Origin of the sequence: Streptococcus sp. OH4692_COT-348 (assembly GCF_003859975.1) — a bacterium.
Lineage (GTDB): Bacteria > Bacillota > Bacilli > Lactobacillales > Streptococcaceae > Streptococcus.
On record NZ_RQZB01000019.1, the window covers coordinates 44472 to 70997 of the forward strand.

23 protein-coding genes are annotated in these 26526 nt (G+C 38.1%); 6 read left to right on the forward strand and 17 right to left on the reverse strand.

Features of this window, described 5'->3' with window-relative positions; translation table 11 throughout:
* Positions 1-183: 183 nt before the first annotated feature.
* Both EII37_RS09505 and EII37_RS09510 read right to left on the reverse strand, forming a co-directional pair.
* Entirely contained in the window at positions 184-1431 is a 1248-nt protein-coding gene (locus EII37_RS09505) for a transporter (protein ID WP_124788403.1), read from the reverse strand.
* A gap of 199 nt (positions 1432-1630) precedes the next feature.
* The gene (locus EII37_RS09510; protein WP_124788404.1) at positions 1631-2482 is read right to left on the reverse strand and encodes a helix-turn-helix domain-containing protein; all 852 of its coding nucleotides are present in this window, start codon (positions 2480-2482) and stop codon (positions 1631-1633) included.
* 124 nt (positions 2483-2606) lie between these two features.
* Here EII37_RS09510 and EII37_RS09520 point away from each other — a divergent pair, with 124 nt between their 5' ends.
* Entirely contained in the window at positions 2607-2948 is a 342-nt protein-coding gene (locus EII37_RS09520; protein WP_001206380.1) for a metal-sulfur cluster assembly factor, read from the forward strand.
* A 159-nt stretch (positions 2949-3107) separates the two neighbouring features.
* Here the strand turns inward: EII37_RS09520 and ilvD are convergent, their stop codons facing one another.
* Positions 3108-4811, reverse strand: coding sequence for a dihydroxy-acid dehydratase (gene ilvD / locus EII37_RS09525; RefSeq protein WP_000137343.1), 1704 nt, complete (start codon positions 4809-4811; stop codon positions 3108-3110).
* Between the two features lie 230 nt (positions 4812-5041).
* Here ilvD and rpmF point away from each other — a divergent pair, with 230 nt between their 5' ends.
* Both rpmF and rpmG read left to right on the forward strand, forming a co-directional pair.
* Positions 5042-5224, forward strand: a complete 183-nt coding sequence (gene rpmF, locus EII37_RS09530; RefSeq protein ID WP_000290417.1) for a 50S ribosomal protein L32 — start codon at positions 5042-5044, stop codon at positions 5222-5224.
* A 15-nt stretch (positions 5225-5239) separates the two neighbouring features.
* Positions 5240-5389 carry a 50S ribosomal protein L33 gene (rpmG, locus tag EII37_RS09535; RefSeq protein WP_001265622.1) on the forward strand — a complete coding sequence of 50 codons (150 nt, stop codon included), beginning with the start codon at positions 5240-5242 and terminating at the stop codon, positions 5387-5389.
* Between the two features lie 271 nt (positions 5390-5660).
* On the opposite strand, the gene EII37_RS09540 is transcribed toward rpmG, so the two are convergent.
* The 5 genes from EII37_RS09540 to EII37_RS09560 form a co-directional block, all read right to left on the reverse strand.
* Positions 5661-6518: an FRG domain-containing protein gene (locus tag EII37_RS09540; protein WP_124788405.1), complete on the reverse strand. Its 858-nt coding sequence runs from the start codon at positions 6516-6518 to the stop codon at positions 5661-5663.
* A gap of 99 nt (positions 6519-6617) precedes the next feature.
* Complete coding sequence (locus EII37_RS09545; RefSeq protein WP_124788406.1) at positions 6618-7307, reverse strand: hypothetical protein; 690 nt, start codon at positions 7305-7307, stop codon at positions 6618-6620.
* 60 nt (positions 7308-7367) lie between these two features.
* Positions 7368-8030: a hypothetical protein gene (locus tag EII37_RS09550; protein WP_124788407.1), complete on the reverse strand. Its 663-nt coding sequence runs from the start codon at positions 8028-8030 to the stop codon at positions 7368-7370.
* A gap of 16 nt (positions 8031-8046) precedes the next feature.
* Positions 8047-9552 carry a serine/threonine-protein kinase gene (locus tag EII37_RS09555; protein WP_124788408.1) on the reverse strand — a complete coding sequence of 502 codons (1506 nt, stop codon included), beginning with the start codon at positions 9550-9552 and terminating at the stop codon, positions 8047-8049.
* 13 nt (positions 9553-9565) lie between these two features.
* Positions 9566-10339, reverse strand: coding sequence for a hypothetical protein (locus EII37_RS09560; RefSeq protein ID WP_124788409.1), 774 nt, complete (start codon positions 10337-10339; stop codon positions 9566-9568).
* A gap of 215 nt (positions 10340-10554) precedes the next feature.
* Here EII37_RS09560 and EII37_RS09565 point away from each other — a divergent pair, with 215 nt between their 5' ends.
* Positions 10555-11349 carry a hypothetical protein gene (locus EII37_RS09565; protein WP_124788410.1) on the forward strand — a complete coding sequence of 265 codons (795 nt, stop codon included), beginning with the start codon at positions 10555-10557 and terminating at the stop codon, positions 11347-11349.
* A gap of 328 nt (positions 11350-11677) precedes the next feature.
* Here the strand turns inward: EII37_RS09565 and EII37_RS09570 are convergent, their stop codons facing one another.
* The 3 genes from EII37_RS09570 to EII37_RS09580 form a co-directional block, all read right to left on the reverse strand.
* The gene (locus EII37_RS09570; protein ID WP_124788411.1) at positions 11678-13279 is read right to left on the reverse strand and encodes a type I restriction-modification system subunit M; all 1602 of its coding nucleotides are present in this window, start codon (positions 13277-13279) and stop codon (positions 11678-11680) included.
* Between the two features lie 171 nt (positions 13280-13450).
* Positions 13451-14641 carry a restriction endonuclease subunit S gene (locus tag EII37_RS09575; protein ID WP_124788412.1) on the reverse strand — a complete coding sequence of 397 codons (1191 nt, stop codon included), beginning with the start codon at positions 14639-14641 and terminating at the stop codon, positions 13451-13453.
* Between the two features lie 158 nt (positions 14642-14799).
* Positions 14800-18168, reverse strand: coding sequence for a type I restriction endonuclease subunit R (locus EII37_RS09580; RefSeq protein WP_124788413.1), 3369 nt, complete (start codon positions 18166-18168; stop codon positions 14800-14802).
* A gap of 409 nt (positions 18169-18577) precedes the next feature.
* On the opposite strand from EII37_RS09580, the gene EII37_RS09585 reads away from it, so the two are divergent.
* Together EII37_RS09585 and EII37_RS09590 are read left to right on the forward strand one after the other, a co-directional pair.
* The gene (locus EII37_RS09585; protein ID WP_124788414.1) at positions 18578-19126 is read left to right on the forward strand and encodes an ImmA/IrrE family metallo-endopeptidase; all 549 of its coding nucleotides are present in this window, start codon (positions 18578-18580) and stop codon (positions 19124-19126) included.
* 10 nt (positions 19127-19136) lie between these two features.
* Entirely contained in the window at positions 19137-20420 is a 1284-nt protein-coding gene (locus tag EII37_RS09590) for an FRG domain-containing protein (RefSeq protein WP_124788415.1), read from the forward strand.
* A 114-nt stretch (positions 20421-20534) separates the two neighbouring features.
* Here EII37_RS09590 and EII37_RS09595 read toward each other — a convergent pair whose 3' ends face one another.
* The 6 genes from EII37_RS09595 to EII37_RS09620 form a co-directional block, all read right to left on the reverse strand.
* Positions 20535-21782, reverse strand: coding sequence for a toxic anion resistance protein (locus EII37_RS09595; RefSeq protein ID WP_124788416.1), 1248 nt, complete (start codon positions 21780-21782; stop codon positions 20535-20537).
* Between the two features lie 21 nt (positions 21783-21803).
* A complete protein-coding gene (locus tag EII37_RS09600) occupies positions 21804-22610 on the reverse strand; it encodes a hypothetical protein (RefSeq protein WP_124788417.1) in 807 nt (268 codons plus the stop codon).
* Positions 22611-23211: 601 nt separating this feature from the next.
* A complete protein-coding gene (gene rpsD / locus EII37_RS09605) occupies positions 23212-23823 on the reverse strand; it encodes a 30S ribosomal protein S4 (protein ID WP_000092756.1) in 612 nt (203 codons plus the stop codon).
* Between the two features lie 194 nt (positions 23824-24017).
* The gene (locus tag EII37_RS09610; protein ID WP_124788418.1) at positions 24018-25070 is read right to left on the reverse strand and encodes a HAMP domain-containing sensor histidine kinase; all 1053 of its coding nucleotides are present in this window, start codon (positions 25068-25070) and stop codon (positions 24018-24020) included.
* Complete coding sequence (locus EII37_RS09615; RefSeq protein WP_060627262.1) at positions 25067-25765, reverse strand: response regulator transcription factor; 699 nt, start codon at positions 25763-25765, stop codon at positions 25067-25069. The genes EII37_RS09610 and EII37_RS09615 overlap by 4 nt, the downstream gene beginning before the upstream one ends.
* A 123-nt stretch (positions 25766-25888) precedes the next feature.
* The coding region (locus tag EII37_RS09620; RefSeq protein WP_124788419.1) for an SSURE domain-containing protein at positions 25889-26526 on the reverse strand (638 nt) is incomplete at its 5' end.

Here is a 26526-nt window from a genome sequence, read left to right on the forward strand (position 1 = left end):
ACCATAAATAAAGGGATTAAAACAGTGAGAAAAAAATTAGGATTTATACTCAATGAAAATCAAAGAGCAAACTAGGAAACTAGCCGCAGGTTGCTCAAAACAGTGTTTTGAGGTTGTGGATAGAACTGACGAAGTCAGTAACCATACCTACGTGACGTGGTTTGAAGAGATTTTCGAAGAGTATTAGATATCATTTTTGAGATTAAGACCTGTCAAAAGAATAGCTAGCAAGGAGAGACCAACAAATAGCATCCAAGTCAACTGTATATTCCATACAGCTATAAGTGAAAAACAAGCTGTTCCCACAGGTATGGACAAGGTAAACAAGAGACCTAAAAAATTACTGGTACGAGCCAGAACCTCTGGAGCTAGATTTTTCATGAGCATGGCACTAATCTTTGGTTGAACTTTACCAGACACATACAGAGTTAAAAAGAGAAATAGCAAACCAAGCACAACTTGATTGAATACGTTAGCCAGACCAATTAGACTGAGTCCTACGGTAACCCACATCATCAATCTAGGCAAGGACTGTTTCCCAAAATAATCATTGCCCGTAAGACTACTGATGATGACTGCTAACAAAGCACCGAATTGACTGATAAATAATGCCTCTGTGTAAGAAAAGTTCAAAAGAGAATGGCTCAAAAAGAAGATGTTATAAATTCCACCCAAAGCGCCACCCAAGGCATTGATAAGCAAGACAGCAAAGAGCATAAAACCAAAGTTTTTCTGTCCACCTTTAAGAAAAACGAGACGTAAATTTCGATAAATCGTTAGGAACTGCTCTTTGATAGAAAGCTTCTCATTTTTTAGAATTTCACCATCAGCAGATGACATTGACAGGCTCAATTTGCTTTTTCCTAAAAAGAGGATAACGGCTGATACTAGGAAAAAACAGGCATTGATTCCCGCAACGAGAGAAAAATTATTAACCGATAGACCTAAGAGCCAGACTCCAAAAGCTTGACCACCAATAGCTGAAATATAAGTGATAAACTGTGAAAAAGAATAAGCTTCCATCAGATCATCTTCAGCTACTTTTTCCTTAATAAGAGGCATGCGCAAGCCACCTGCAAAATCACTGATGACATCACTAATGACATTGATTAAACACAGACTAGAAAAGGCAAAGAGACTCGCTTGCTGGACAACTAGGGCTGCTAGAAAAAATAAAACCGCCTGAAACAAGCCACTATAGACCATCCATTTGACCTTGTCCCTCGTGTAATCTGCCCGAATCCCTACAAAAACTGTAAAGAGAGTCGGAAGAAGCATGACAATATTCGCCATAGCAACAGCAAAGGAGGCTTGTGGCAAGGTCGATGCATAGACGATAAATACCAGATTAAAAATCGAAGCACCAAAAGCATTGAAGAAGCGTGACAAAGTCAAGAGACGATAAGCTTGATTTCTAAACAATAATTTCATAGGTAATCTCCCTTCTTGTTCGAAGTTTTATATGAAGTATGACTATAGTATAGCACTTAGAAATTTTAGAGGAAAAACTTTTGAATATATGCAACAAATAAAATGAGCAAAAAAAACGATAGAACTTCTCTAATGACCTAAGAGAGGTCAAGAGTTCTATCGCTTAAAATTTCTAATGATTTTCTTAGTTTGCAGATATTCAACAATCGGGAGTTTTTCTATAGTATTCGGCCGATTTATCACAGCCAAGCATCTCAAAAATATAGACAGCATCTTCCATCTTTTTCTGGCCTTCCTTGACTCTGCCTTGCTTGCTATCAAGGAGACCTTCTGCCCACAAATAGACAGTTCGGAAATAGGTTTCATTTTCATTGTAGAAATGCTCTTCGATAACACGTTTAAAATAATGGGCATTGGTGAATTCTTCATACTCAATGCTGGCTAAAAAACCATTCAATAGTATAGTGTGAAAAAGGTTTCGATTACTAGACATTTCCATTAGAAAATCAGATTTACGTACCATCTCTCTAACATACCTAGTGAAAAGAGAAACAGATAGAAATGGTGAACTGACTGAAAATAAATTGAGTTCATAGATTCCCCAGATCTCGGTAGAAAACAAATAATCATGAAGGACTTTTCCTTCCTCTGCTGTTAACTCTACCCTTTCGTCCATGCTCTTCATATAAGACTTTATAAGAATGGCATTTAGAATATGTTTCTGTTTGTTTTGAAAATGGGCATGCTTTTGATACTCCCTACGATACAAGTCCTCAAGAGGTGCTATATTCTTTGGATCCAGGACATCTATGATTTCTTTTCTCAACTCAGAATCTGTATCATACTGAAATCCTCTCGCCAGAAAGAGGATTTCCTCTACACTTGCAGATATATTTTCCAAGGCAAATAGAAACTTTTCCACCGAAAGCTCACTCTGACCTGTTTCAAAGCGGGACAACATAGACGGCGAAAATTGTCCCCCAGTTGCTTGTCTCAGCGAGATATTTCTTGACTCTCGTAATTGTCTAAAGACTTTTCCAATCTGCTCCATAGGCTTCCCCTTAATTTAGTCTTTTCTTTATATTATCATATTTTTTCAGAAAATCCATCAAAAACTTGCCAAATTGTCAGAATTATGAGAAAATAGAGGATATTTATCATGTGGAGGGACTGTAATGAGAGAGGATATCAAAATCAATGACCGTGCTTTGGCCTTGCAAGACCAAATTATCGAAAAACTAGAGAAGGTTTTTGATACAGATGTGGAATTGGATGTTTACAATCTAGGACTGATTTATGAAATCAATCTGGACGAAACGGGTCTCTGCAAAATTGTCATGACCTTCACTGACACAGCCTGCGATTGTGCCGAAAGCCTGCCTATCGAAATCGTGGCAGGTCTCAAACAAATCGAGGGTATCGAAGATGTCAAGGTTGAAGTTACCTGGTCGCCTGCTTGGAAAATCACACGAATCAGTCGCTACGGCCGTATTGCCCTTGGACTGCCACCTCGTTAAGCAGGTAAATCACTTTTGAAGATGAAAAAAGCAAGCCAAAGTTGGCTTGCTTTTTGATACTCAATGAAAATCAAAGAGCAAACTAGGAAACTAGCCGCAGGCTGTACTTGAGTACGGCAAGGCGACGTTGACGTGGTTTGAAGATCGAAGAGTATGAGTTTATTTTTTACCTGACTTGTCCATATTCCAGAAGTCTGTCACGGCTCCGCGTGAAGCAGATGATACGATATGGGCATATTTACCGAGGACACCACGGCTGTAAAGCGGTGGCAAGGTTGTTTCTGCCTTGCGTTTTTCAAGTTCTTCTTCAGATACGGCCATGGAAATTTCTTTGGTATCTTGGTCAACCGTAACGATATCGCCTGTACGAAGGTAGGCAATTGGTCCACCATCCTGCGCTTCAGGAGCGATATGTCCAACAACCAGACCATAAGTACCACCAGAGAAACGGCCGTCTGTCAAGAGGGCCACCTTGTCTCCTTGACCTTTACCAACGATCATTGATGAAAGTGACAGCATCTCAGGCATACCAGGACCACCCTTAGGTCCAACAAAACGAACAACGACTACATCGCCATCAACGATTTCATCTGTCAAAACAGCCTGAATCGCATCTTCTTCTGAGTCAAAGACCTTAGCTGGTCCAACGTGACGACGCACTTTAACACCTGATACCTTGGCAACCGCACCGTCAGGGGCAAGATTCCCGTTCAAGATGATAAGCGGACCGTCTGCACGTTTTGGATTTTCAAGTGGCATGATAACTTTTTGACCTGGTGTGAGGTCTGCAAAGTCAGCCAAGTTCTCAGCGACAGTCTTACCAGTACATGTGATACGGTCCCCGTGAAGGAAACCATTTGCCAACAAGTACTTCATAACCGCAGGGACACCACCAACTTCATAGAGGTCTTGGAAGACATACTGACCAGAAGGTTTCAAGTCGGCCAAGTGAGGCACACGTTCTTGAATCGTATTGAAGTCCTCAAGAGACAAGTCAACATTGGCAGCATGGGCAATGGCAAGCAAGTGAAGAGTGGCGTTTGTAGAACCACCGAGAGCCATAGTTACAGTAATGGCATCTTCAAAGGCTTCACGAGTCAAGATATCTGATGGCTTGAGACCTAGCTCCAACATCTTAACAACAGCACGTCCTGCTGCTTCGATATCTTCTTTCTTATCAGCTGATTCAGCTGGGTGAGATGAAGAGCCTGGCAAACTCATACCGAGAACCTCGATAGCAGTTGCCATGGTATTAGCAGTATACATACCACCACATCCACCAGGGCCAGGGCAGGCATTACATTCAAGACGCTTCACATCCTCAGCTGTCATGTCACCGTGGTTCCATTTTCCGATCCCCTCAAAGACAGAAACCAAGTCGATGTCTTTGCCATCAAGATTTCCCGGTGCAATAGTTCCACCATAAGCGAAAATAGCTGGGATATCCATATTAGCAATAGCAATCATAGATCCAGGCATGTTCTTGTCACAGCCACCGATAGCGACGAAGGCATCCACATTGTGACCACCCATAGCCGCCTCAATGGAGTCCGCGATGATATCACGAGATGTTAGAGAGAAACGCATACCAGGCGTTCCCATGGCAATCCCGTCCGCTACAGTGATAGTCCCAAACTGCACAGGCCAAGCACCTGCCGATTTGACACCTTCTTTAGCCAATTTCCCAAAATCATGCAAGTGGATGTTACATGGTGTATTTTCCGCCCAAGTCGAAATAACTCCCACAATCGGTGTTTCAAAGTCCTTATCTGTCATACCAGTCGCACGAAGCATGGCACGGTTTGGCGATTTTACCATGCTGTCATAAATGCTACTGCGGTGACGTTTATCTAATTCAGTCATTTGTTCCCTCCCATTTCAGTTTTTACTATTATAGCACATTTTAAAAGCAATGAACAGAAGAAAATTCTTGAATTTTCAGAAAATTTCGATTAATTAGCTTAACGACCTTCTAATTTTTTCATCTTTTTTTGTCAAGTAACTTTACTTTACAAAAAAAATGTGTTATCCTAGTATGGTTGATGAAAATCAGTAGATTGAATCGAATATAAATACCTAAAGGAGAAATCAAAATGGCAGTACCTGCACGTCGCACTTCAAAAGCGAAGAAAAACAAACGTCGTACACACTACAAAGTAACAGCTCCATCTGTAAACTTTGACGAAACTACTGGAGATTACTCACGTTCTCACCGTGTATCACTTAAAGGATACTACAAAGGACGTAAAATCGCTAAAGCTGCATCAGCTGAATAATAGAAGGGAGATACCATGCGCGTAAATATTACACTTGAACACAAAGAATCTGGTGAACGCTTGTACCTTACTTCTAAAAACAAACGTAACACTCCAGACCGTCTTCAATTGAAGAAATACTCACCAAAACTTCGCAAACACGTTGTGTTTACAGAAGTTAAATAGTGGGTCATTACGTTTCAGTAGAAACGAAAAAGCCTTGATTTAACGCGATTCTTGAATTTTCAAATTTCAATGTATTGCAATAAAAATCAACCGAATGACTACATTTTTGACTACATTTTTTGTGAAATAAATTAGATGTTCGGATATATAGAAAACGCTCTAGTCATATTGTCTAGAGCGTTTTTATATTTTTGAAATCTATTCAATCTATTATTTAGATATTTTCTTTTTAAAAAATTGTTAGAATTTTTGTTTAAATGTTAATACCGACCTATATTATGTCAGTTTTATTGACGATTTTTTCTGCTATTTGTGATAACTCTTTACTATCAACTCCAATTCCATAAATTGTCTCTTCATTAATGTTTAATAAATTTAGATGTTTTCTTATTTCTACAGCTTTTTGGGGATTTATTTTAAGTACCATACCAAAATCTGTACTCCTAGCGAACCATTCGGGGGATTTTAAGTGTCTAGCTTCATGAAGCGTAAAGACACCAGATTGTCTAGAAATTCTATGACAATTCAAATCCAGATTACTTTTAACCGCTAGCGGTGTAGGACTGAAGGGTGTGTTGTTTAAATCCTTAAACAATTTCATAAAATCCTCATCATCTAATTCATCAACAATTAAAGGTTCGATGATATCAGAGTATTCATCCTCATTCGAAATCACTAACCCTGCATATTTATTTAAAATAGAAGGATTTAGAATATAGACAACTGGAAAAGGGCCATCTTCAATATATTCATATTTATCTAAAGCAAAATATAAAGCTACAAGAGGATCCGTAGACCAGTCTAGTGCAGGTGTTTTTAAACCATAATGTTGGCCAATAAATGTATAATGGAATAAATTAAAATCAGAGTTATATTTTTTTTTATGTTTAAGTTGATTCCTGAATTCTATAATCTCATCTTGAAAATTTATAAAATTTTTATACCTAATTGAGTGAACCTTATTATCAGCAGGCATATCTAAAATTTGATTTCTAAAAATATTAGGTCTTAAAGACCAAGAGTCATCTCGATGCCCTCTATACCAGCATTCTGTATTAGAATCTAATCTATATCCTATAATAAAATCTATATAATCTTTTAAACTATTTATTTCCTTTGTATATTCCATTTTTTAACACCTTTCAAGTATAATAATTTCACTAACATTCTTATAAATCCAAAAACAGAATTACTTATTTTCTCTTTTTATTGATATATTTAATAATAGTTAATCACGGTCTTCTGGAATAAATACATGAATATCAGCTTCATCACTTTGATTCCAATGAATGAATATTCTACGACCTAATATCTTTTCTTCTATCTTAATTTCTTCAATTTCGTAATAAACTTCTTCATTTGCATTAGTACTTTTCTCAAGATAATTTTTCACTTGTTGCTCGAATCTCAACTGTCCAGCATATTCCTTGGAGTTTCGATTTGCTCTAAAATCTTGAAGTGAGGTATTGCTTTTATTATTTATACCAAAAAATTGATTGGATTGTGAGTTATTAGCATTACGTTCATCATTTGTAAGTAAATACTTATCAAATGAGTCAGCAATAAAATGCCCTCGATCTTTTGTATTCTCACCTGGAATGGATAGGTCATCAGGATTATGACTTCTGTCCTTAACATGGTTAACATTACTTAGAGCAGCAACGAAATAGTTAGTTTTAGGATTTTTTCTAAGTATAATCTTCCACATTATTGGGTTTTCCCGATATATAGGTTCTTTGGTTACTCTACAATCTATTTCTACTTTCTTCAAAAAAGTATAATATTTACCATTTGAAATTGACTGCATTTTCCAATTTTTAAACTCACAGTTCCAATTATCAATGTTCAACTCATCACCAAATTGGTTATGAGCAATCGATATCAATGTGGTATATGAGCTAATACTATTTGTTGTCATAATTCATTTTTCCCCTATTATTTATTTTTATCTTCGTCATTATTGATAGTTTAATATAGCTCACTTTAATTCTAAAATATCTTTTTGTTTATTATCAAAAACTTTTTTTGAATCAATGATTTTTTGGTAAAAATCATATTCAATCTCAGTAAAGTAACAGAATACTTCAGCACACTCAATTAGAATAGGATTTAGTTCTTCCCTAGGAGACAAACCAACTGAAAATCTAATTCCAAAATCTCCATCAGATTGTTCTGTCCAAAAAGCCTGATGAAATGCGACTTCAGACAAATGAACATAACCAGATGATTTATTGTAAATTTCCTCAATCTCAGGATAATACTCTGATATCCTTTTCTTAAGATTGACATCAGTCATCTTTCTGTTTTGATTATCTTTCAAATTTCTAATAGCTGTACCACTTAAAGTCTCTTTAATAAATAATCTTCTGTCTTCTGATATAAAAGCTGCGAAAACTCTCATAAGATTATCAAGTTGTGTTCGTACTAAAATTCCTGCACAAGTCAGATTTCTCGTTCTTAATAAGTCTATTATTCCATCAATAAATTGAACTCGTCTGTTAAGTGCAGAAATAAAAAACAAATCATCTTCAGTAAAGTTTTCACCAACAATACCTGCAGCTATTCTCTTTGATTCTTCACGATATTCTCTTAATTTAATGAAATATGTCTCTATTTCATTAAAATATTCATTATTTGTCATTACATTTCCTCCCAATCTATCTTTCTAATATGGATTCAATCATTGGTTCAATCCCATTTTCAATCAGGTTATCTATCATACGCTGAGCAGAAAAGCGCCCAACTTCATAAGCTACATAGTGTAAAATTTGGGCAGCCACTTCATTAACATTGAAGGAAAATTGTCCCTTTAAAACTCTATAAGAAAGAGAGGCAAAAGAATCTGCATCTTCAAATCGCTTCAAATATTGCTCGTAGTTAGAATGAATCGTCTGAATGATATAAATTGCGTGCGTATCATCTAACTTCATAAAGACCATTAAGCTTTCAATAAAAATATCACTTTTTTTGATGCATGATTGACATAACTCTCTTGCTGGCATTTCATAGATATAGTTTTCTATATCGTCATCAAAAACACCGTGGCCAATTTTTTCCCATATTGTTTTCTTAAAAGTTTTATCGCTTCTAATGCTCAACCATGCATTTAATGCACTCAACATTTCAGTAGCATCTTGATACCTATAATCAGGTTCTAAATTAGTAGCTTTTTCACTAACAGAACGGAGTGAATGAGAAAAAATATTAGGATTCTTAGTCATAACAAAATTAATAATACGTCCCAGTGAATACACATCGCTTCGTTTATCTGCATCTTTTAAGAGAGCCAATTGTTCTAGTGCACAATAAAATAGTTGACCAAATGAAGCTGTATCCATTGTTTGATGAGATGTTAGAGTATTTAGATTTTTCCCTAAACCAAAATCAGCAATTTTGATTACACCATTCACAAAAAAGATGTTAGTTGGGCTTAAGTCTCTATGCAGAACATCTCTTTGGTGGACAAGAGACATAGTGTGAAGTATTTGACGCAATATATTGAGTTTAGAATCCTCTGTCAGCTCACTTGCTTCAATATAATCAGCCAATGTATAATCAGCTTTTTCCATTGTGTAGGAGTAACTTCCACTATCAAAATCATACACTCTGATAACATTTTCAATATCAGAACAAGATTTGGTTATTTCATACTCTCTCTTAAATCTACTTCTCAAAGCCTCACGTCTAACAGATTCCTCATTTAACTTTTTTAACACCAATCCTGTAGATTTTTGGAAATAAATATCAGCGAAGCCCCCTTTCCCAATCTCAACTAAATCTGCATCAATTTCCACTAAATAAAACTCATTCCCCTTTTTTGAGATTTTTAAAGAATAAACAGAACAAATTTTATCTAATTCATTTATTATTTTCTGCTGCTGCTCTAAAGCATCCACTTCGCTTATCTGACGCTCTGTTAAAAGATATTGTTTGCTGAGTATAAGGTTGAAAAATGAATTGATAATGCCTCTAGATGAAAAGTCCAACAGCTTGTCATTCACATATATCCATCTTGTAGGAAAACCCTGACCATAACTATCTTGAGTATGGAAATGGGTATTGAAAAAAGAAACTAGCTGAGGCCCTGATTTATAAGTAAACAGCTCTGTCTCATCTCCACAGAATATCATTGCTAGTCTTTTGTAAAAATCTGGATTGATCAATAACTCGTCCTCCTTATAGATGATAATTCTTTAATTTAATAAATGTAGGCAGTAACATACAATCTACTTTCTCAATTAAACAGAGGCTGTCGTCAAGAATAGAAAAAATATAAAATCTATCTTGAAATATAGTTACAAAATAGGTATCAAATCCCTTCGCTTTTAAACTTCTGTATTCAAATAGTGAGTGGAAATCATAATTTAACGCGCTTACAATAATATCATCCGAATTATCTATCTCGAGTATATCAATCAGCTCAAACGAATATGGAAAAAATAATAAAAGGTTTTTCTGTTTTTCAAGCATTTTCAACACTTTTATGATATCTCTTTCAATATCATACTTTCTAATATTTAAAAAGTTTTCCCCTAATCGAGTGAGCTCTGATATATCTCTTGTTCGGAATGCAACATGAATCTGAGTAGCTTTTACTTCACCGAATTTCTTTTTACTTTCATGAATACCAATTATACCATCGCCATAATTGCTAATGCCCGGAGAAAACAAATGACTAGCTTGTAATCTAGTGCTAGATGATAATAATTTAAAGTCTATTTCATAATTTTTCGATATTGCATCACATTGACCATTATTTTCATTTAACGGTTTAGAGAAAGGAGATTGCCCTGTATCTTTAAAATGAGATGACTTATTAAGTAGCTCTAGTAAATAGTTCTCATAATTACAATCGGGCTCTCCATCAACAAAATTTTTAATAATAGTAGCTGGTGGTAACAATTTGAATTTTATACGTGGGTCAATATTAGGGTTTAAATTTTCTTCCATAAAAATTCCTCCAGTTTATTATAACATTAACATCTTAAAATTTTTACACTTAATACACTTACAACAAATAATTTCTTTGTTCACTAGCTTATGCTACCACCTACCCTTTAGTAACAACTATGGATACCTTATGTATTAGAGTATTTTGTACTATTATGGTATAATAAAATACAAACATCTTTACCTTTCATTTATATAATTAAAAAGGAATAATTATGCCTGAAACAAATAAATATCAGTACTGTATAAGCAACAATGAAATACTTGAACTTCACGTACTAGAAGAGGAATTCTATAGAAACAAACAAGCAACAAGAGACAGATACAGAGGTCAACTACTATGTCCTGGGTGTAAACAAGTACGATTATCTATAAAAGAGAATAGTAATGGAATTTACCTTGCTGCTTACCCCAACTCTGTTCATACAGAAAATTGTGAGTACTTACTTAAACCTGCTGCTAGAAGAGAATTAAGAGTATTCTATGATCAAATCGCTCCTGACAGAGCTGAACAAATGTTAGAACGTATTTTAGATGATAGAATAATTGTGGTAAATCTACCTCAAAATCAAAATCCTAATGATGATGTTGAGGTTGATGAAGGTGATGATGAAAATTACGAATTGACAAATGAAAATGGTATTAGAAAATACTTGCCTCGAAGATCATTACAGTTAAGAAAAATGGAAGAATCTGACCATCTTGTAATGTATTATGGAGAATGCAGATTGTTTCTAGTGCAAGATAAGTGGAACAACTTCTACCTAAGAATTTTTCGAAATGATGAAACTAGGTATTATCTATGTAGTTTAAAAATTCCAAAAATTGTTTTCAATCATTTATCGGATGAATTAAACTTTATTCCTTGCGAGCAAGATTTCGATGTAAATAATTCTAAGGAAAAATCTGTTCCTGCTAGAATAGCTTTTATCTCTGAAATCGAAAAAAAATTATCGTATTTTAATGGGAAAATAATTCATTCTAAGCTATTAAAAGTAATTCAACTATAAATTAAACTTCTTCATAAAATCCTGTAGCAACTATTCTTATAGTGACCTGCACCCCAAAAGTTAGATTTTTTCTGTCTAACTTTTGGGGTGTAGGTCATTTCAAGCGTTTTTTCTTTTGGTTAATTATCTTATATTTCAATTCAAACTCTACTTATCCTACAATCTTTTTTGTAAAACTGATTTGAATCAGGTAATTTTAGCACTTTGCTGCACTTTACTTAACCGATATCATCATTTTTCACCTGTATTATACATGATGTGTAATACAGCAAAATCCAAAAACACCTCGTACAATTTATACGAGATGTTTTCATTCTTCCCCTACTCTCTAAATCTCTTTCAATTTTTCGAGATAGGCGGTTAATTCTGCTTGGGCTTCTGGTGTTGTGCCTACTAGTTGACTGCGCATGTGGGCGAGTCTGGCTTCGACTTCTCCAATCTCTTTATCAATCTCTGCGAGCTGGTCTGCGAGGTCTGCTAGGGGAACAACGGGTTCTTCCTCAAAGGTATCGACATAGCGTGGAATGTTGAGGTTGTAGTCGTTTTCGACAATCTCTTCAAAGCTGGCTAGATGGGCAAATTTCTCGACATTCTCACGTTTTTGATAGGTCTCCAAAATCTTGGCAATATGGTCTTCGGTCATATTGTTTTGATTTTTCCCTTTTTCAAACTCTTTTGAGGCATCGATAAAAAAGACATCCTTGTTAGTGCGATTCTTTTTAAGGATAATAATGGTTGTCGGGATAGAGGTGTTGTAGAAGATATTTGCTGGCAAGCCGATAACTGTATCAATAGCGCCTTCTTCTAGCAGGTGCTGGCGAATCTTTTGTTCGGCTGCTCCTCGGAAAAGGACTCCGTGAGGAAGAACAATGGCCATGACTCCATTATGCTTGAGGTGGTAAAAACCGTGAAGAAGGAAGGCAAAATCTGCTTTGGACTTAGGTGCAAGAACTCCATAGCTTGAAAAGCGAGGATCTTGCAGGAAGCCACTATCTGCTGACCACTTCAGTGAATAAGGTGGGTTCATCAAAACCCCATCAAAGTCTGTCGGCTCGGTAGTTGGCCAATCTTCGTCTAGAGTGTCGTGGTTGCTGAGGTGATAGTTCTCAATCGCAACCCCATGAAGCATCATATTCATGCGAGCAAGGTTGAATGTCGAAGTAATCAACTCTTGACCGTAGTAAGAAATCGTCGAAGATTCCTTACTATAGCGCTTGGCATTGAGCAAGAGGGAACCAGAACCCATGGTCGGGTCGTAAACCGACATGCCCTTTTGATGCTCCCGCCCTGCAAAGACAATCTGAGTCATAAGGTGAGAAACTGCTTGAGGTGTATAGAACTCACCAGCCTTTTTCCCAGAATCGCTGGCAAATTGACCAATCAGGTACTCATAAGCATCACCCAAGATATCACCAGCATGACTAGAGACATTGAGGTCGTTGAGCTGTTTCATGACCTCAGAGATGGTCTTGTTTTGCTTTTGTGGGGTGTTGCCTAGCTTTTTCGCATAGAGGTCAATATCTTCGAAAAGATTTTCAAATTTTTCATTGGCCTGCTCGATATCACGGAAACTTTGGGCTAGGGATTCTAGCTGGAAGGTTCCTTCGTGGATAGACTGAACCAGCTTGGTAAAGGTCAGAGAAGGCTCAATCACATAGCCTAGCTCGTCATTTAAGACCTCGATGAGGTCTTCACGGACATCCGCATCCGCAAAGTTTTCCTCATAGAGAAGCTGGGCTTGCTGGAAGGACTCAAAGGTCTCGTCCAAGTTATCACAGACGGCTTGGAGGATGTTGTCGGATAGGTACTTGTAGAAAATCAAGCCCAAGAGGTAGGACTTGTATTCATTGGCTTCCATCTGGCCACGCAGGATATCTGCCGCATTCCAGAGGGATTGGTAGAGTTCTCTTGATAAATCTGTTTGTGACATAGGGTCTCCTATCAATTTCTACTTTCATTTTTTAGTGTAGCTTTTTGCGGTCTTGGTATCTTATGAATTGAACACGACCTAAAAGCTGGGTAAAAAAGATAAACTGTCTAGCCTTCATCGAAGACTGCGCCAGTTTCCTATTTTTACTGGGTTTTTGACGGTCTTAGTATCTTAGATAAACATTTTTCTGAGTAGGGTTTGTTTGCTTTCTTTGAGCTGGTTGACTTTTTCCTCTTGCTTGGCAATGGCCTTGTCTAGGTCTTGGAAGAAAGTTATCAGAGATTCCTGTTCATTGCTTTCTGGAGCTAGTATCTTTATATTAAGAAAATCACTCTCATGAATTCTAAACTGACCATATACTACACCTTGTCTATATTTAATCATCTCATTGATAAATTCTTTTCTTTGAGACAGTATAGCAATAAATTGACTTTCCTTTTTTGTTTTTGAATAAAATATACTATAAACAGGAGAAATTAATGCTTTACCGGTTTTATTGAAGCCGATTGACCCTGTATCTAAATTATTAGAACTATAAATGAAATCGCCATATTCTGTCTTTTTATAATTCTTCTTATCATCTTTAACAAGAAAACTTCTGTCATATCTATCAGATTTTGGTACTACTCCTTTTCCTTGTACAAATGACATTAACTGATACTCTTCACTTTCAGAAATCTGCTCATTTCTTTCAACTAATATCTCCCCCAACTTCACTTCCTTCCACTCATCTTCAAATCCTGCGAAGCGAAGAGTTGGTTTGGTTTGTCCTTTGGCTGGGAAGAGGAGCTTGAGGTAGGTTTTCTTCTGCTCCTTGAGCACCTCTAACTTACGCTGTTGAAGGCTAATAAGCTGGTCAATATCTTGGAAGAGAGAACCAATGGCAGTTTGCTCGGGGAGAGAGGGGAGGGATATATCTGTCTCTAAAATATTCTTATTGTATAATCTTTTTATTGTAGTTCCTTCAATTCCTGACCAAGATACAATCTCATAAAAAGCTTTAAGAAACTTGTTGTTAATTTTACCATGGTGATTCAACCAAACAATATTTGAATCTTGGTAGTAAGCTTCATCTCCATCGTACTCAACAACGCGACCAATACTTCCTGAAGCAGATAACAGTAAATCTCCTCTTTGGGGATAAGCAAATTTTGTTTTATATTCTTCAAATTTTTCTCTAGTTATATAAGTATCAGCTTCCCCTCCAAAAGTACCAATTTTGAAAAAAGGAATTTCAAACTCCGCAGAAGTTTCCTCTTTGAAAATCCTCCTACACATTTCAACTGACCCAAGATTTCCCAACTTCTTTTCAGCCCAAGGTTCAGTATAACCTACAAAGCGATAACTTGGTTGTTTTGTCATATTACTCCCTTTCTATTACTCCATTTTCTTATTTCTACACTATAGGTTTTCTTTTTTGATTTCTATTCTTCTATTTTGACTATTTTGAAACAATAGAAGGTCTGATTTGACAAGATAAAGTTAAACACCTAGCAAATAAGAAAAGTCAAATCGGTAGTTTATCTCCCCCTTAGCGGTAAGATATCCTCTGAAATCATGCGCATATAGTCCTCTTTGAGGGCTTTTTTGTATTTGAGTTTTGGTAGCGCCTCGTCTCCGTGGGCTTCCTTATAGGCCAGATAGTCCTGAGACTCAGTGATGGCTTTTTCACCATTTTGCTTGTCTCGTCCGATGCGATAGTTATCCACTACGAACTGGAGTTCATCCTCTCCTATCCGCCAATAATCTGCCGTTTCACGAATCTTTTTCTGGGTTGTGAGCTCAATCATCTCTTCCAACTTATGGGTTACAGACTGCCCCTGATAGCTCTTAGCATCAGCTTGGACATTCTGCCAGAGTTGGGAGATGAGGTTGGATAACTTGGGATTGGATTTGTTCAAATCTTCGATATAGTTATCTACCAGACTCTTTTCCTTTTTACCAATGAGGTTTTCCCGATTTTCGATCAAGGCTTGGATAAGTGAGAGGATATAGTGATAGTTTATCTCATCGGTGCGGATGGATTCGAGCTCATACTCGATATCCAGTAACACACCTTCATCTTCTTGGTCTTCTTTTCTGCGTCTGCGGAGTTCTTCGATGACATTTTGATATTGGCCGGCAAAGTTCTCGATGTCTTCTAGGCTGAGACCAATCTCTCTGAAAATGACTTTCTCATCATAGTCAGAATAGACTTGTATAGAGGATAGTAGCTTGTCAAATTCTTGGAAGGCCTTGGCAAAGCGTTTTAATTCTGCATCTGTCGCTGTATCCAAATCAGGCACCTGCTCTGGACTTGGAGCGATGGCTAATAGTTGATGAACCTTCTCCAGAAACTTGGCCTTCTCCTCCTGCCATTCTGGGGCTAAGACACTGGTTTCGCCACCATTTGAGTAGAGCCTCAGAGCTTCATCTACTTTTTCTTTAAAGCGGTCAGGCGTTTGGAAAGTGACGATTTGGCCGAATTTCTTGCCTTCATCAAAGAGGCGATTGGTTCGTGAAAAGGCCTGAATGATATGCTGGGGTTTCATGGGCTGACGATCCATGAACAGGGTCGATAGGCAAGGGGCATCAAAGCCCGTCAACAAGCGATCCACTACAATAACCAGATCCAGCTGTTCTTCACGGAAGGCAAAGCGTTCTTTCTTACGGGCCAGACGGTCGTTGAGGTCACTATTGTAGGAAGCAATGGTTGCTAGGCTAAAGTGGGTACCAAACATGTCATTGTAGTTTTCTAGGCTCTCCTCCATGTAGGCTTGGTTGACATAGGAGTCTGCTTCATTTTCTGTCACAGAGTAAGTAATAGCAACCTTAGGAAAGTCTGGCAAAACCTTTTTAACATTTTCTGAAATGCTTAAAGACTTCTCTCCATTTTTGACTTGCTTAATCAGGTTATAATAGGCCTGCGCACGGGCAATACTTTTAACGGTCAAAATGGCTTCATAGGTTTTTCCTACCCCATTTTGGAAACCGAGTTTGCGTCTTGAGCGATTGAGAATGGCATCTAAAACGGCAAGCATGTGGCCTTCGTCATCATAACGCTCCTCGTCAATCTCATCTTCTGCCCAACCAGGCATGGTCGTCTGATACTCTACATTAAATCCAAGAACCGCCTTGTCATGGATAGCTTCTTTGACGGTATATTGGTGGAGGCAGTCACCGTACTGCTCTTCGGTCGTCTGAGCAAGGTCTCCTTTTTGTTCACGCTTATTTTCTGTAAAGATAGGAGTCCCTGTAAACCCATACCAGAGAGAATTTGTAAAGAAGTGCTCTAGGTGGCGCTGGCGTTCAGGAGTCACTGCGCGATGGCATTCATCGACGACAAAGGCTAGTTTAAGTTGTTTGATACGATTGTAGACCTTTTGGTGACGCCCTTCATCAAACTGACGAATCATGGCATTGATTTTCTGGATGGTCGTGACAACGACACGGCGGTCATCAGAAGCCAGATTTTTAACCAATTCCTGTGTATCATCGGTCTCGTCGATATCAATCATATCGTTCTCTGCGTAAGACTGAAATGAACTAGTCGTCTGCTGGTCAAGGTCTGTCCTATCAATCACAAAGATGGTCTTTTCGATGGATGGAATCTGGAGCAGATTGCGCGAAACCTTATAAGAGGTCAGGGTTTTCCCTGAACCAGTCGTATGCCAAATATAGCCTGACTGGCGCTTGCGACTGGCTTCACGGATAGCCTCAATGGCATGAACCTGATAGGGGCGCAATAAAATCAAGGCCTTCTTGTCATCATCGATGACAGAATACTGCATGACCATCTCGTGGGCTCTCGGTATGGACAAGACAGACTCTGCAAAGTCAAATAGTTGAGGTTGAGGTCTATTTTCACTATCCACCCACTTGGTCAAGAAGCGTTCATTTAGCTTGTTGGCTTTGGCAGCTGCGATGTAGCGAGTGTCTGTGACATTAGAGACGACAAACATCTGAAGACTTGAAAAAATGCCTCTGAACTGTCCTTCTTGGTCGTATTTCTTAATCTGACGGAAGGCATCCATATAAGGATGCGAACGGCTTTTCAGTTCGATTTGAATCATGGGCAGACCATTGATTAACAAAGTCACATCCCCACGGCGCTGGCGAATCCCTTCTCCGCCTGTGATGACTTGGTTGACAACCTCATAGCTGGATTTGCCGCCAGCGACATTGTTTCGCCACAAAACTTCCAAGCGAATAGTGCCTAGACTGGCATCTTCACGTTGAACCTGCACCTTGGCAATACCGTTTTCCCCTACTATCCACTTAGCTGCTTCATAGAAGTTGACGAAATTGAGCTGGTTTTTGATTTGATTTTTTTCTGAATTTGTAAGGGGATGGTCTTGCAAAATGCGGACATTATTAGCTTCCAGCTTGGCAAAAAAGTTTCCCCATAGGAGGTCTTCTGTGTTTAACTCAGGTCGATATACCCATTGACTTTCTCCCTTTATCAGCTGGTTGATTAAATCCCGCTCGATAGCCAATTCCTGTTTGGTTTTAGCTTTTCCTGCCACAGGGATAGCAGTCTCGTCTTTTGGAGAGAGTCTCTGGCTGATATGGAAATCCTGCAAGACTGCTTGGTTGAGATATTGCAACTTTTTGAGAAGATCTTGCTCTGTCCCTTTTATGGCTTGATAGCCCTCCGTCAATTCTTTATCTGCATCTAGGTAGTGATGTGGGTTCTTCTTTATTTGGATATAGCCCTGCACCAAATCTTCTAAACGTCCCAGCTGAATAGCAAGCTGGTTCTGGAGTTCCTGAGAATTGCTTCCAGATGCTTCTTTCTGGTTGATAGCTTCTAGATATTCTACGATGGCAGCATAACTAGGCTGTAACTCAGGTGCTGAAACGATGAGCTCTTGTTCTAATTCTTTTGATAAAGTATACATCATGTCCATCCTCCACTTCTATTAGGCAAAAAGCCCACCAAGGAGATTGGCAGGTTTTGAAAATGGGTATGAAAACGCGAGTTTATATATATGCAAGTTAGTTATTTGCTTAAATCTGAAAACCATAGGGACTCTTCCTTTTCATTCATCCAAGGCGTTGCGACATCGAAAAAACAGCGCCTTTACTTCCTTCCATTGTATCATAAAAGACTAGTGGTGAAAAGGTTCTCTATGACATTCTCTCTTACTTTCAGAGTAAAGAGTAAAGGTAGTTTCTTTCTTAAATTTTCAATCTATCTATAGACTAAAAGATCTTTTTAGTTTAGAATAGTAATATAAACTATTTTTGTATCATGACAACTTAGAATGATTCATAATTTTTTAATAAAAATAAAAAATATAAATAGGAGAATTTATAATGTGTAAAGTCTATAAATATAGCGAACTATACTCAACAGATTTTATGTCCTATTTTGACAATAAAAAAGAAGTAATATCAGACATTGAACTTCAATCAGATGAATATAGTATAGATATTGATAAGATTATTGCTGAATTAGGGATTGAGGTTATAGAAACATACTTCGATTCGCATTCTGGAAAATATGATGCTGACACTAAAAAAATGTATGTTAATATTTTGGAACCGCTACCGCGTCAACGATTTACTAAGTCTCATGAATTAGGCCATTTTGTGTTAAAACATGAAGGAATTTCTGAACGTGAACAAACACCAGTAGCGAACGCTAAAGAAAGAGCTGCTAACCAGTTTGCAGCAGAACTACTAATGCCGCAAAAGTTAATCATAAAAGCAATCGATAGAATGGCAATAGATTATTCTATGACCTGGGAGGAATTAGATACTTTAAATGATGAAATTATTATTACTTACCTTGCTGAAAAATTAAATGTGTCCAATCCGGCTATGAAATATAGACTTATTAATTTGGGTGTATTGTCCATTTAAGGAGAATTTTATGTTACTTAGGGATAAATTCTATGAAAATTTAGGGACCTATTATTCATCCCCTGAAGAAATAAAAAATCAACTGAATTCAAAAATCTTTAATGACTTTAAAATAGTAATAAATATAATTGGAATAAACCAACCTCAGGAAGATTTAACACCAATTTACAAAATTCAAAATCTAGAACTCTCATCAACAAATAAAAACTCTAAATTGCAAGATGAAATCGATGATATCAATAAATATTTATTAAGTGCAGGTACGGGATTAGGATATAAAGATGAAAAAAATTCATGGAGTTTATTTTACTTAATAAAAGAAATGATTACATCATTTCAAAGACAAGGTTATAATTACTATAGGGGACAAAGAGAAGATTGGGAAACAGTACCAGGGATATTTAGAAATTTACAAAATAGTGAAGGAAATAAATACTGTAACACTTTTGAATCTCTTTATCTAAATATCTCTAGAGAATTTCCTGATGAAGTTAAATATGTCCCTTTAAATCAAGAAATGTTAGATATCCGAGCTGATGAATTAGCTATCTTACAACATTATGGTTTGCCAACAAGTTTACTAGATATTTCCGAAAATCCATTCATAGCCATGTTGTTTATGTTAGGTTTTGGGAAAATAAAAAATCCTCAGTTAGAGTTCTATAGAATTGACTCCAGCAATGATAGTGAGAATGGAATAATTTCTTTAGTTCATAAGAAAATTACAAATAAGAGAATACGGGCACAAAAAGGTGCTTTTATAAATTTTGATAAACTTATTAAATTTATAAATTTTAAAAAAAATGAAATAGAATTAGAAAATTATAAACCTATCGATAGAATTATTCTAAATATCAAATTTAATATAGAGGCCTCTATTAAGTCTTTAAAAAATCAGCAAAGTTCTAATCATACTAAACCAGAAGATGATCTATCTTCTAAAAATTTAGACGGAGTAATTAAATTTTTAGAAGGAGAGTCTGTCAAATCAGGTTCTGATAAAAATAATCAAGAGGAAAAAATTTCTGGCGACTACTATGAATTAATTCAAAGAGAACTTTTACGAAAGTTAAAAGAGTACAATTATGAAACTAATGCCCTATTCCCAGATTTTTCAGACTATTTGATTTATAAATCTAAAGAATTCGAATTAAAAGATAATAAAAAATCTAATGGAGCGGTACTTAATGAATTAAAAAAAAATTCAATTCAAAATAACCTGCCTTATCATAAAAGCAAAAAGAATAGAAAAGGTAAATATAGAATCACAAGATTCTGGAGAAAAAGTCTTTGAAATCAGAAAAACGCATAGTATCAAGAATTAAACAACCTTGATATTATGCGTTTTATTGTAGAAAGATTTACTTCATTTTCTCCTGAAATTGAGTTTTCCCAGCATCCTTGTGTGTTATTCTTGTACTTCTTTCTGGGCGGCCTTTCCTTGGTCTAGAAGGGCTTGGACGATTTTCTCATCGCGTAGCTTGACAGAATCGTTGATCATTTCTGCGGACTTGACGATGGTTGTTTCTAGTTGGGCACGTTTCTGGCGTCCCAATTCAATTGCTGCGACGATACCTTGGTTTTGAGCGACCAGACTTTCAGCCAGTTTGGTAACCGATTCGACAGCGACTGTCGGGCTTTGGGCAATTCGTTCCATCTGCGGAATCACTTCCTTACTGGTTTCAGCTAGCATCTGAAGGGCAGCATTATTGGCATTGACAATGGCATCCGCCACGACACCTGATTTCATTGATTGTTGCAAAATACCCAGTTGGGCAATAGAAAGCTTCATTGTCGGAATCGTATTACGACGAAGCATGCCCAATTTTTGGCGCATATCAGATGACACCTTCACAAGATTGCGCATCTGAGGTGTTGTTGCCCAGGCAACATAGAGACGGCTGACATACTCAGTGTGCTGTTGTTCGAGGGTATTGACCACTTCAGCCATGCGGGCCAATTCTTGAGATTTAGTCTGGTATTCTACCGTACTTGTATCGAGTTGGTCAACTTGAGCTTTCAGTTCTGCAGCGCGATTGCCAGCTTCTGTCTGGCTAGCTTCGATAAAGGAAATCACTCCCACTAGATTTTCAATGGATTTGGTATTGTCCTCGATCAACATCTCAGCAGAGACGATATTTCGAGCTAGCACATCTTCTTGCTTGACCACTGCGGCAGCCATGCCATCTAGCTTTTGCTCCACTGTTTTTGAGTCAAAGTAAAATTCTTGTAGGGTATTCTTGCTCTTGTTAAATAATCGTTGCAAAAAGTTTGGCTTTTCTTCTAACTCAGCAATTTCAGCGTTCTTGTATTTGACTACAAAACCTTGCAACTCACGGTTGGTATTCTTGAGTAAGTCATCTACTTGGGGAATCTGCAGTTTCTTTTGTTCTGACAAGATACGATTGACTGTATTGTTCACGCCTTCTACAGCAGATTGTCCAAAATCCAAAAGAGCATTTTGATTGGTGACAAACTGGTCTACTAACTGGGGCACGTGCGCCTTGATTCCCTCTTGCTGCTCAGGGCTCAACTTTTCAAGAAAGGTCAAGGTCTTGTCTGAGCCAGTATTGGTCTCGATGATTTGGGTTGTTTTATCCACCTTAGCTACCGTATTATTAGCAATCTGGTCAATATCAAAATTAAATTCTGTCATGGTTACTCCTTTGTTTCTAACCTATTCTTTACGATTTTTTTCTAGGATACGCAAACTGATATCAAAATCACGCATATCTGTTTCATTGAGTTCTCTCAACACCTGGTCCAGCTCAAGGTCAAATTGTTCGATAGCTGCTTTAGCTTGCTCTAAGCGTTCTTCTGCCCGATTATAGTTCTTCGGATTGGCCTTAATCTTTAAATAGCCTTCTAGAATCGTTTTGAACTTCTCCATCTTCAAACTATGAATGGCCGTCAATTCTTCCTTATCACCATCAGCAGAGGTAGCAATCTTGTCTAAAATGGCTTGATGGTCAATAGCAATATTGGCCAAGGCCTGGGATAATTCTGGAGCTAATTCCTCTGGTTCCGCATTTTCAAGATCTACTTGACTTTCTCTATCCAAACGTTCTAGCTGAACATCGATGTTTGCCCTTACTGTACGAACCTTTTTGTCAATACGGTTGTAGACATCAGCATCGATATAGGACTTGAGATGATCCGCCTCCTGATGGATTTCCCGCAGTTCGATTAATACTTGATTGGCCAGACTCTTATAGGAATCTGAACCTTTTTCTACTAAAGTCCCCTCTAATTGCTGAATATCTTTGTCCGCCTGACGAATTCGAGCTTTTAAAAGCTCAATCCGATCGTCTAGAGAGGCATCCTGCAAAAGAGGATAGCGCCAACGTTTATAGAGGCGATAACCACCATAGCCTAGCAGGACACAAGCCGCAAGTGGAAGAGCATATTGAACCAAAAGGCTCAGTAAGAACAAGAAGCACCAAAAATAGAGACAGCCTTTCCAAAAACCATTACCCGATTTCATAAACATTCCTTATTTTCAATTTATAAGTCTATTTTAGCACAAAAGAGCAAAATGAGGGCGGAAATCCCCTAGAAAAGAGTTGATTTCTTTGCTGTAGAATGGAACTTGGTAGCGCGTGTGCTAATTTACTCAAACCACAAACACACTCTGAGTAATATCAAAACAAAAGCTTGAAATATCGGAGGGGTTGTGTTAGAATGAACTTACAATGTGAGTAAAGTTACAGCATATGTAACTAAAAAAGCCCCACCGTGCCACCGATGGGGTTTTTTGCTACCCTCTAAAAGGGTTAACCATTACTTCTTACGTTTCTTAAGCCATAACTTGAAAAGCTCTGATAACACGTTAATAAGTAACGGAGCTAGAAACACTGTGAGCAAAGTTTCTAACATATGTAACACCTCCCTTCCTTAAAGTGAGGGGGGCAAAATATTATATCATACAAAATTTATATCATCAACATCGCGTCATTCTTGGAATAGATAGACTTAGATACACAAATAATCTTACTAGCAAATCTCTATACAAACTCAGAAATCAAGCTTTTAAGACAAAGCAAAAAGCCCACTGTTGTAGGCTTTCTGTAAGATATATCTTAAAATTAAAGCATTTTGTTGTAGAATTCAACGACAAGTGCTTCGTTGATTTCTGGGTTGATTTCATCACGTTCTGGCAAGCGAGTCAATGAACCTTCCAATTTTTCAGCGTCGAATGATACGAATGCTGGACGTCCAAGAGTAGCTTCTACTGCTTCAAGGATAGCTGGAACTTTCAATGATTTTTCACGAACTGAGATCACTTGACCTGGAGTTACGCGGTATGATGGGATATCAACGCGTTTTCCGTCAACAAGGATGTGACCGTGGTTTACGAATTGACGAGCTTGACGACGAGTAGTCGCAAGACCAAGACGGTAAACAACGTTATCCAAACGACGTTCCAAAAGAAGCATGAAGTTGAAACCTAGGATGCCGCCTTTGATTTTTGTAGCTTGTACGAACAAGTTACGGAATTGTTTTTCACCTACACCGTAAGTGAAACGAAGTTTTTGTTTTTCAGCCAATTGCAAACCGTATTCTGACAATTTAGAACGGTTGTTTGGTCCGTGTTGTCCTGGTACGTAGTTACGACGTGCCAATTCTTTACCTGTACCTGTAAGTGAAAGGCCAAGGCGACGAGCTTGTTTCCAAGATGGTCCTGTATAACGTGACATGTGAATGTCCTCCTGATATAAATAATATTTCGGTGGAAATAGTCACTTAGAAAGCCCTGATTCGTGCAGATGCCCTTCGCCTAAACAGCCAAGGTTACTTATCATAAGACACCTGTTGACGAGCTTCATGCTTTCCTGCTGATATTTCGCACAAAATCCATTTTACCATGAATGGCTAGATTTGTAAAGGGGTTTTAAGCTTTATTTGCATTGCCAGAGAGGTTAAGAAGGAGGGTAAAGGTGCTTCCTAGGCCGTACTGACTCGTAACTGTGATTTCTCCACCCAATTGATGGGCCAATTCACGCGCAATAGCAAGTCCTAAGCCATGACCACCTGTTTTCATGTTACGCGAAGTCTCTACACGATAAAGGCGTTTGAAAATATTCTCCAAATCCTCTGGGGCAATCCCCTGTCCCTCATCGGTCACACTGATTGAAAGCTGGTTATTTTCCAGCTTAGCCACTACTTCCAGCTTGGTTCCTGGAGCTGAGTATTTAAAAGCGTTATTGACCAGATTCACCAAGATACGAGAAAGTTTGGCATAATCTCCCTCAATCCGGGCAGACTCTGGGATTACCTGCAAATGGACATCTCGCTCCTCCTGCTCAATCAAGAACTGAAATTCACTCATACACTCAATCAAGAGCTGATCCAGAAAAATGCTGTCTTTGCTGGTCGTTTCGACCTGATTTCTAGCTGTATTTAGGGTCAAAAAATTCAACTCCTCAACCAGTTTATTGAGTCTTTCAGTCTGGCGTCCAATGGTTACTAGATAATGATCCTGTTCTCCTTCCTTGATAACCCCATCCAAAATCCCTTCTACCGTCGCTTGGATCGAAGTGATGGGGGTCTTGATATCATGCGACAGCTGGGCAATCATCAAGCCCTTTTCTCGTTCGCTTTCTTCCAAGGAATCAAAGGTCGCCTGCAAATCATGGGACATTTCATTGAAAGCTTGCCCTAATTGCTGAAATTCTACAGGTCCTTGAACCTCCAGATTTGAAGGAAAATCCTTGTCCGCTACCCGCTTGGCATGTTCCTTGAGTTTGTCCAATGAAGTAAAGACAGGCGACAGGAGAAAGAGACTAATCCCAGCACCGACAAAGCTGGCAACGATGGTCATTCCAAGCAAAAAGTAAATCTCGCTTTTCGCAATCAGCATTTTTTGAACAGCCCAAAAAACCACGATAATCGTTAGGAGTGTTGAAATGATATACCCCACTAAAATATAACTTTTTAATTTCATTGACTACCTCGTGCTTTCTCAATTTTGTAGCCCAAACCCCAGACAGTTTTTATAGTAGGAGTTTCTGCGCTGGCATGTTTAGCCAACTCCTGTCGAAGAGCATGAATATGAACATTCAAGGTATTAGTGTCATCCACATAGTCTTCCTGCCAGACCTTTTCATAGAGGTCTGTCTTAGAGAAAACTCGCTCTGGATTGCTGGCTAGAAGCCATAGAAGTTCGAAGGATTTGACTGTCAAATCAAGCGCCACATCTCCGACTTGGACCTCATGACTACCGTGATTCATCCGTAAATCCCCGAGACTGACGACCTCTGTCTCACCTCCACGATGAAGGCGCCGCAAAATATTGTGGACACGCAAAACCAGCTCACGAGGGCTAAAGGGCTTGGCGATAAAGTCATCTGCCCCCAGGCTTAGGCCGTAAATCTTGTCCTGCTCGCTAGTCTTAGCCGTGATAAAGAGAAAAGGCTGATCTGGAGATTGATACTGAACCTCACTAATCAAATCATAACCATCCATCCGAGGCATCATGATATCTGTAATAATCAAATCAATTGGTTTTCGCTGGAAGATTTCTAAGGCCTCTACCCCATCATGGGCCACCAAAACCTGATATCCTGCCTGAACCAGATAGCGTTGATGAATATCTGTGATTTCTACCTCGTCGTCAACGAGTAAAATTGTCTTTCCCATCTGTCTCTCCTTTGAAAAAAACAGTGCTATACCACAATAGTATAACACTATTTTAATCTCTTTACGAACATTCTAATCGCTATCTGGATTTTTCAAATCCTAGATAGAAAGTCTGTAGCTAGACTAGTCATTTTCCTCTTTTTTAGCTTTCAAACCGAGTCCACCTAGAAGTCCTGCCAAGGCTAATCCAAAGAATCCAAGAGTAGCCATTGATGTTTGGGCTTCACCAGTATATGGAAGCATGTCTTTTTGGCCTTTCATTTGATCAGCCATCATTGGACTTGACACCTTGTTAGTAGATGCCATCTTGCCTTCATCAGACATTTTGCTTGAGGTTGCTAGAGCTTGATCTTGTTTCATGCTTGGTGTTGCCATAGGCTGGCTAGCATTCATGGTTTTGTCCTGCTCTTTGCTAGGCATCATCTTATCCTGACTAGCAGCTGGCATTTGAGATTTCATCTCATCTTGATGAGCACTTGGCATTTGAGCGTTCATCTTAGACGCATCTTGATGACTATTCATCATTGGAGCCGGCATAGCTGAACCATTAGAAGATGGGATGAAACCTGACTGCATCGGAGTAAGAGACTGATGTCCATTCAAGTTCACTGTCAATTCTTTAGTCGCTACTAGATTGCTCAAATCGGCCTTGCCATCTTTCGCACCGTAAACTTTGATGGTAGCTTTATAACTTTGAGTGCCGTTTTGTTTCAAGAGGTCAAGCAACTCTTTATCAGATTTACCTTGGGTGCCTGCCAAAT

Excerpts from the sequence above, each read along its gene's own strand:
- EII37_RS09505 (WP_124788403.1), bottom strand. The coding sequence starts at position 1,431 with ATGAAATTATTGTTTAGAAATCAAGCTTATCGTCTCTTGACTTTGTCA.
- EII37_RS09610 (WP_124788418.1), bottom strand. The coding sequence starts at position 25,070 with ATGAAATTAAAAAGTTATATTTTAGTGGGGTATATCATTTCAACACTC.
- EII37_RS09565 (WP_124788410.1), top strand. The coding sequence starts at position 10,555 with ATGCCTGAAACAAATAAATATCAGTACTGTATAAGCAACAATGAAATA.
- EII37_RS09585 (WP_124788414.1), top strand. The coding sequence starts at position 18,578 with ATGTGTAAAGTCTATAAATATAGCGAACTATACTCAACAGATTTTATG.
- EII37_RS09550 (WP_124788407.1), bottom strand. The coding sequence starts at position 8,030 with ATGACAAATAATGAATATTTTAATGAAATAGAGACATATTTCATTAAA.
- EII37_RS09615 (WP_060627262.1), bottom strand. The coding sequence starts at position 25,765 with ATGGGAAAGACAATTTTACTCGTTGACGACGAGGTAGAAATCACAGAT.
- EII37_RS09520 (WP_001206380.1), top strand. The coding sequence starts at position 2,607 with ATGAGAGAGGATATCAAAATCAATGACCGTGCTTTGGCCTTGCAAGAC.
- EII37_RS09595 (WP_124788416.1), bottom strand. The coding sequence starts at position 21,782 with ATGACAGAATTTAATTTTGATATTGACCAGATTGCTAATAATACGGTA.
- ilvD (WP_000137343.1), bottom strand. The coding sequence starts at position 4,811 with ATGACTGAATTAGATAAACGTCACCGCAGTAGCATTTATGACAGCATG.
- EII37_RS09560 (WP_124788409.1), bottom strand. The coding sequence starts at position 10,339 with ATGGAAGAAAATTTAAACCCTAATATTGACCCACGTATAAAATTCAAA.
- rpmF (WP_000290417.1), top strand. The coding sequence starts at position 5,042 with ATGGCAGTACCTGCACGTCGCACTTCAAAAGCGAAGAAAAACAAACGT.
- EII37_RS09540 (WP_124788405.1), bottom strand. The coding sequence starts at position 6,518 with ATGGAATATACAAAGGAAATAAATAGTTTAAAAGATTATATAGATTTT.
- EII37_RS09510 (WP_124788404.1), bottom strand. The coding sequence starts at position 2,482 with ATGGAGCAGATTGGAAAAGTCTTTAGACAATTACGAGAGTCAAGAAAT.
- EII37_RS09580 (WP_124788413.1), bottom strand. The coding sequence starts at position 18,168 with ATGGACATGATGTATACTTTATCAAAAGAATTAGAACAAGAGCTCATC.
- EII37_RS09575 (WP_124788412.1), bottom strand. The coding sequence starts at position 14,641 with ATGACAAAACAACCAAGTTATCGCTTTGTAGGTTATACTGAACCTTGG.
- rpmG (WP_001265622.1), top strand. The coding sequence starts at position 5,240 with ATGCGCGTAAATATTACACTTGAACACAAAGAATCTGGTGAACGCTTG.
- EII37_RS09600 (WP_124788417.1), bottom strand. The coding sequence starts at position 22,610 with ATGAAATCGGGTAATGGTTTTTGGAAAGGCTGTCTCTATTTTTGGTGC.
- rpsD (WP_000092756.1), bottom strand. The coding sequence starts at position 23,823 with ATGTCACGTTATACAGGACCATCTTGGAAACAAGCTCGTCGCCTTGGC.
- EII37_RS09545 (WP_124788406.1), bottom strand. The coding sequence starts at position 7,307 with ATGACAACAAATAGTATTAGCTCATATACCACATTGATATCGATTGCT.
- EII37_RS09590 (WP_124788415.1), top strand. The coding sequence starts at position 19,137 with ATGTTACTTAGGGATAAATTCTATGAAAATTTAGGGACCTATTATTCA.
- EII37_RS09570 (WP_124788411.1), bottom strand. The coding sequence starts at position 13,279 with ATGTCACAAACAGATTTATCAAGAGAACTCTACCAATCCCTCTGGAAT.